This window comes from Mesorhizobium sp. M7A.F.Ca.US.014.04.1.1 (assembly GCF_003998745.1).
GTDB lineage: Bacteria > Pseudomonadota > Alphaproteobacteria > Rhizobiales > Rhizobiaceae > Mesorhizobium > Mesorhizobium ciceri.
Genome location: NZ_RZRW01000361.1, coordinates 1 through 6,040, shown reverse-complemented (window position 1 = coordinate 6,040; position 6,040 = coordinate 1). Strand labels below are relative to the sequence as shown.

At 61.9% G+C, this 6,040-nt stretch carries 9 protein-coding genes and 1 pseudogene; 8 read left to right on the top strand and 2 right to left on the bottom strand.

Features of this window, described 5'->3' with window-relative positions:
* Nucleotides 1-364: outer membrane protein assembly factor BamE (locus EOA22_RS21960; protein WP_164755721.1), on the bottom strand; the 364-nt coding region annotated here is incomplete at its 3' end.
* Between the two features lie 114 nt (nucleotides 365-478).
* Between EOA22_RS21960 and EOA22_RS21955 the strand changes: the two genes are divergently transcribed.
* From EOA22_RS21955 to EOA22_RS38165, 8 genes are all read left to right on the top strand, one after another.
* Nucleotides 479-1,027: a ubiquinol-cytochrome C chaperone family protein gene (locus EOA22_RS21955; protein WP_063167769.1), complete on the top strand. Its 549-nt coding sequence runs from the start codon at nucleotides 479-481 to the stop codon at nucleotides 1,025-1,027.
* Nucleotides 1,024-1,572 carry a DUF177 domain-containing protein gene (locus tag EOA22_RS21950; RefSeq protein ID WP_013532234.1) on the top strand — a complete coding sequence of 183 codons (549 nt, stop codon included), beginning with the start codon at nucleotides 1,024-1,026 and terminating at the stop codon, nucleotides 1,570-1,572. The genes EOA22_RS21955 and EOA22_RS21950 overlap by 4 nt, the downstream gene beginning before the upstream one ends.
* Before the next feature lie 112 nt (nucleotides 1,573-1,684).
* Nucleotides 1,685-2,755, top strand: a complete 1,071-nt coding sequence (plsX, locus tag EOA22_RS21945) for a phosphate acyltransferase PlsX (protein ID WP_024504675.1) — start codon at nucleotides 1,685-1,687, stop codon at nucleotides 2,753-2,755.
* A 9-nt stretch (nucleotides 2,756-2,764) separates the two neighbouring features.
* Complete coding sequence (locus EOA22_RS21940; RefSeq protein ID WP_024504674.1) at nucleotides 2,765-3,736, top strand: beta-ketoacyl-ACP synthase III; 972 nt, start codon at nucleotides 2,765-2,767, stop codon at nucleotides 3,734-3,736.
* Between the two features lie 103 nt (nucleotides 3,737-3,839).
* Nucleotides 3,840-4,163, top strand: a complete 324-nt coding sequence (locus EOA22_RS21935) for an integration host factor subunit alpha (protein ID WP_013532231.1) — start codon at nucleotides 3,840-3,842, stop codon at nucleotides 4,161-4,163.
* A gap of 125 nt (nucleotides 4,164-4,288) precedes the next feature.
* A complete protein-coding gene (locus tag EOA22_RS21930; RefSeq protein ID WP_063167770.1) occupies nucleotides 4,289-4,828 on the top strand; it encodes a MerR family transcriptional regulator in 540 nt (179 codons plus the stop codon).
* 85 nt (nucleotides 4,829-4,913) lie between these two features.
* The gene (locus EOA22_RS21925) at nucleotides 4,914-5,216 is read left to right on the top strand and encodes a hypothetical protein (protein ID WP_013532229.1); all 303 of its coding nucleotides are present in this window, start codon (nucleotides 4,914-4,916) and stop codon (nucleotides 5,214-5,216) included.
* A gap of 173 nt (nucleotides 5,217-5,389) precedes the next feature.
* Entirely contained in the window at nucleotides 5,390-5,668 is a 279-nt protein-coding gene (locus EOA22_RS38165; RefSeq protein ID WP_206521312.1) for a hypothetical protein, read from the top strand.
* An 89-nt stretch (nucleotides 5,669-5,757) separates the two neighbouring features.
* Here the strand turns inward: EOA22_RS38165 and EOA22_RS21915 are convergent.
* A pseudogene (locus tag EOA22_RS21915) lies at nucleotides 5,758-6,040 on the bottom strand (hypothetical protein); the annotation flags it as partial.

Genomic DNA, 6,040 nt, shown 5'->3' with positions numbered 1-6,040 from the left:
GGGCGACGCGCCCATCGGCGCCGAAATAGACCGCCAGCACATGCTGATCAATGAGCCGTGGCTTGTCGAAGGCGACGTAGCGCTTGCGCGTCTGCGAAATGTAATAGAAGGCCTCGTTGTCGAAGGTCGCGGTCGTCGACGGCGTGCCGAGCGCCAGAAGCACCTGCTCGCGGCTCGAACCGACCGGCACCAGGTCGATTGCCTGCTGGTCTATGACGTAACCTTGCGTCAGCGTCTCACTCGGGCTGAGGTCGCCGATCATCTTGGAGGTGTGGCAGGCCGATAGTGCCGAAACGATCATCAGCAGCGAGATCGCGCCGGCGGGCCTGGACGAGAAGGTCGACTTGAAATTCAGCGCGCGCAACAACAACTCCATTAGCTGGCCGCAACTTGCGCTGGGCCGCGAAACCGGTAAACCAGCTTGCTTGCCGATGCAACAAGCCCACTTCAACAAACGGTCCCCAGGAGACCATCCCCAATGTTCCAGCGCTTTTTTGGCCGCGAACGCTACGCCAACCGCGCTATCACCGAGGCGCTTTACGCACAAATCGTGGCGGCGGCGCGGCAGACGGTGTTTTATTCCCACTGGAATGTGCCAGACACGCCGCTTGGCCGTTTCGAGATGCTGTCGCTGCACATGTTCCTGTTCCAGCACAGGTTGCGCGGTGAGAGCGGTGCGGCGCAAGAGGTCGCCCAGGTGCTGATCGACGAGTTCTTCCTCGACGTCGACCATTCGTTGCGGGAATTGGGCATTGGCGACGTTGGCGTGCCCAAACGCATGAAAAAGCTGGCAAAGATGTTTTATGGCCGAACCGCTGCCTATGACGATGCCCTGGAAAGAAACGACCATGAAGCGCTGACCGCGGCTCTTGCCCGCAATGTCCGGCCCGACGCGGGCGCCTGGCTGGAAGCATCGCTGCTGGCCAACTATGTTACCGACGCGCGCAATCATCTGGCCGCGCAGACATCCGAATCGATTGTCTCCGGCACGCTGACCTTTCCCGCCGCCAAGGAGGTTGAACAATGAAGCATGTGGACCCGCAAAGCCCGGTCTCCTTCCGTGCAAACATCACGCGCCTGCCGCAAAAGGGCCTGCCGCTGGTTGTCGAAGCCGATGCCGCACAGCGTGCGGCACTGGCCGAGGAGCACGGGTTGATTTCGGTCGAATCCTATCGCGCCGAGCTTCTGGTCGCGTCGTGGAAGCGCAATGGCGTGAAGATAAGCGGTCGTGTCGAAGCCGACATCACCCAGGCCTGCATCGTCACGCTCGAGCCTGTCGAAGCGCATATCGACGAACCGGTCGAAGCGCTGCTGCTGCCCGAGGATTCCAAGCTTGGACGGCAGGGTTTCGATGGTGGCGGCGAGATCCTGCTCGACGCGGAAGGCCCTGACAGTCCAGAGACATTTTCCGGTGACACGATCGATGTCGGGGCACTCGCCGAACAGTATTTCGGGCTCGCCATCGACCCCTATCCGCGTAAGCAGGGCGCAGCGCTCAACGCCGGCAGCGAGACCGAACCGGCGGAGAATGAATTTCAGCAAAAACTGCGATCCTTGCTGGGAAAATCCTGAAAAGCTCGCCCGCGACGGAAAAGTCGGTTGTGTGGCAGCCCAAAACCGTTATTTTCGCCGAACCTTCGCGGTCGCTAAACGACCTGCCGCCTAACCGTGAGACAAATACCGCGTGATCAGGATTTCCATCGATGCCATGGGCGGCGATCACGGACCAGCCGTGGTCATTCCAGCGCTCATGACGGTCGCGACCCGTCGTCCCGACATCCGCTTCGTCATCTTCGGGCGTGAGGAGGTCGTGCGCCCGGAGCTCGCCAAATTTCCCAAGCTTGCCGAGATCAGCGAATTCTTCCATTGCGAAATTGCGGTCAGGATGGACGACAAGCCGAGCCAGGCGCTGCGCCACGGCCGCTGGAAGTCATCGATGTGGAAGGCCGTCGAAGCGGTCAAGGCCGGCACGGCCGACGCCTGCATTTCCGCGGGCAACACCGGTGCGCTGATGGCGATGTCGAAATTCTGCCTGCGCACCATGGCCACCATCGATCGCCCGGCGATCGCAGCCCTTTGGCCGACATTGCGCGGCGAAAGCGTGGTGCTGGATGTCGGCGCGACCATCGGGGCCGATGCGCAACAGCTCATCGATTTTGCCATTCTCGGCACCGGCATGGCGCGCTCGGTCTTCGGCATAGCCCGGCCCAGCGTCGGCCTGCTCAATGTCGGCGTCGAGGAGATCAAAGGCCAGGAAGAGGTTAAGGAGGCGGGGCGCATGCTGCGCGAAGCCAACATGGCCTCGATGAACTATCACGGTTTCGTCGAGGGCGACGATATCGGCAAGGGCACGGTCGACGTTGTGGTGACCGAGGGCTTCGCCGGCAACATCGCTCTGAAGACCGCGGAAGGCACGGCGCGCCAGATAGCGGGTTATCTGCGCGCCGCGATGAGCCGCACCCTGATGGCCAGGATCGGCTACGTCTTCGCTAAGGGCGCCTTCAACCGCTTGCGCGAAAAGATGGATGTCGGCCGCTCCAATGGCGGCGTTTTCCTGGGGCTGAGCGGGATCGTCGTCAAAAGCCATGGCGGTGCTGATTCTGACGGGTTCGCCGCCGCGATCGAACTCGGCTATGACATGGTCCGCAACAACCTCCTCGACCGTATCGAGGCCGATCTGGACCTGTTTCATGCGCGCAACCCGCGCGCCCTGTCATCTAGGAAATCCGACGTCGTCACCGACGCAAAGGAATAGGAAAGAACTTTGATCAGATCAGTCGTGCGCGGCACGGGCGCCGCGCTGCCCCGCCGAATCATGAAGAATGCCGATTTCGAAGGCATGGTCGAGACCTCCGACGAGTGGATCGCCCAGCGCACCGGCATTCGCCAGCGCCACATCGCGGGCGATGACGAGACGACCGCTTCGCTGGGGGAAGCGGCGGCACGTGCCGCACTTGCCAATGCGGGCCTCACGCCCGCCGACATCGATCTGATCGTGCTGGCGACCTCGACGCCCAACAACACGTTTCCGGCCACCGCCGTCGAGATCCAGAACCGGCTCGGTATGCATCACGGCTTTGCCTTCGACATGCAGGCGGTCTGTTCGGGTTTCGTCTATGCCGTGACCACCGCCGATCTCTACATCCGCGGCGGCCTGGCCAAGCGTGTCCTGGTGATCGGGTCCGAAACATTCTCGCGCATTCTCGACTGGAGCGACCGGTCGACCTGTGTGCTGTTCGGAGACGGCGCCGGTGCCATGATCCTGGAAGCGGGCGAGGGCGCGGGCACGATCGCCGACCATGGCGTTCTGGCGGCCAGCCTGCGCTCCGACGGCACGCACAAGGACAAGCTTTTTGTCGATGGCGGGCCGTCGACGACGGGTACGGTCGGCCATCTCCGGATGGAGGGCCGCGAAGTCTTCAAGCACGCGGTCGGCATGATCACCGACGTCATCGAGGCGACGTTCGCGCAAGCCGGTATCTCAGCCGAGGATCTCGACTGGTTCGTGCCGCACCAGGCCAATAAACGAATTATTGACGCTTCCGCCAAGAAGCTCGGGATAGCTGAGCAAAAGGTGGTGGTTACGGTCGATTTGCACGGTAACACCTCGGCTGCTTCCGTGCCGTTGGCGCTGTCGGTGGCCGTTGCCGACGGCCGCATCAAGAAGGGCGATCTCGTCCTCCTGGAAGCGATGGGTGGCGGCTTCACCTGGGGCGCTGTCCTGGTTCGCTGGTAAGTGCCGAACGGTCCAGTTTCGGTCCTTGACCTTGACGGATCAATTACTTAGGCTCTGCCGTTGTTGTGCCGAATTTTATGTTTTGAGCTGATGGGACGGTCGCATGGGGGGAAAGACACTTACGCGCGCCGACCTTGCCGAGGCAGTTTACCGGAAGGTCGGCCTGTCGCGCACTGAATCGGCCGAACTCGTCGAAGCGGTGCTGGATGAAATCTGCGAAGCCATCGTGCGCGGCGAAACGGTGAAGCTGTCGTCCTTCGCGACATTCCACGTCCGCTCCAAGAACGAGCGTATCGGCCGCAATCCCAAGACTGGCGAGGAAGTGCCGATCCTGCCGCGTCGGGTGATGACCTTCAAGTCGTCCAACGTGCTGAAGAGCCGTATCTTGCGCTCCCATCAGAGCGGCAAGGCCAAAAGCGGCAAGTAATCCTAGAGCGCGGTTGAAAACCGCCACCGCCATGACGCCGGGCTTGAATATTGCTTCATAAACCGCTGAAATAAGCCCCGATTCGGCAGCTAGGCCGGATCATCGTCCAGCGTGAGGATTCGCCCATGGACAAGAGCCCCGACGCCTTTCGTACCATCAGCGAGGTCGCCGAAGATCTCGATTTGCCGCAGCATGTGCTGCGCTTCTGGGAAACGCGTTTCAACCAGATCAAGCCGATGAAGCGCGGCGGCGGCCGTCGTTACTACCGGCCGCAGGATGTCGAGCTGATCAAGGGCATCCGTCACATGCTCTACGACCAGGGCTACACCATCAAGGGCGTGCAGAAGCTGTTGCGCGAGAACGGCAACCATTTCCTGGTTGCCATCGGCAATGGCGACATGGCCGCCGTCGAGGCGATCTCGCAGCGAAGGCAGGCTGACCAGGTGCCGCTGACGCCGGCGGCCCAGCCGCGCAGCATGGACGACGAACTGGTCGGCCAGCCGCGCGTCAAACCCAGCCGTCGCTTTTTCGGCCTGGGCAAGAGCGACGAGGACGGTCCGGTGCAGCCGGATGCATCGAAACTCTCGCGCGACAACAGGGCCTTGCTGCAGGAGGCGTTGTTCGACCTCCTGGAATGCAAGCGCCTGCTTGATCAGGTGCGCTGACCGCAGCCCGACGCGATAGTTCGAAACCGGAACCCGTCTTCCGGTGAGGCGTTACGTTTCCTTCTGCAAGTGAAGGAAACACATCATGGCATCATTTTCGACCCTCTCGGACATCGATCTCGACAGGCAGGTCGCGGCTCTCACCAAAGAACTGGCCAGCTTGAAGAGGGCTGTGGCAAGGCGAGGCGGCGCCTACTACGAGGACGGTCGCGATGCAGCCTTCGACACCTATTCCGATCTTGCGGGGCGTCTGCGCGACGCCATGCCGGCACTGCGTAAACAGGGCAGGGTGATCGAGAGGTCGGCCCGCGACCATCCGGCGGCTGCCGCTGCTGTCGGCCTTGTGGTGCTCGGTCTTGTCGCCAGTCTGCTGTTCAGCCGGCGCTGAGGCGGTGCTTCTGATGGTTGAGGTAGCTGGCGCCGTCATTCGACGAACTTGGTGCGCCCAAATCGTGTCGAGCTAACGCGCCGCAATGCCAAGGGAAGACCGGCCTTGGACAGGAAGCCAAGGCCGGTCTTCTCGGTGGCAGTTTGCGGTGCTTAGGCCTTGTTTCCGATCACATGGTGGTGGTGGCGGTGATGATGGTGATGGCGGACATGGTGGCGATGATGATGGTGGTGACGATGGTGCTTTGCCATCGGCGCCGCATCCGCACTCGTCGCACCGATGACGGGCACCGTGAAAGCCAATGCAACTGCAAGCCCGAGGGCCGAGAGGAGGGACTTCTTCATGGATCGTTTCCTTTTGTTTCGCGGGCGCATATGGATCGGGGCGATAGCCCGGCCGCCGCGAATGGAATTACGCGCCTGAATTTTTTCGTCAGTATTTCCCGATTGTAGAATTTTGTTTCTGGACTGTTTCTGCCCAATCCAGCCTCCCGCCACCATGCACGGCAAGATCGAGAGGCGGCCATTGGCCGCCTGTCCGACTACATCGGCGGCACGACGCCGTTGGTCCCGACCACGACGCGGCTGGCGCTCAGCGCGCCGTCACTACCCCGCTCTGCGGTGACAAAGACCGTCGCACCCGGCTTGAGGTCGCTCGGCGTCGCCGGCGCGAAGGTGACGACAGGGGTGGTGTCGGGAATCGAAATCTTCTTGGTCTGGCCATTGTCATAGGTCAGCGTGACGGATCGCCCGCTTATATCGGTAACGTCGGCGACGGTGCCGTTGGTCATCCGGCTGTTTGGCTGCAGGTCCCAGGGGCGGTCC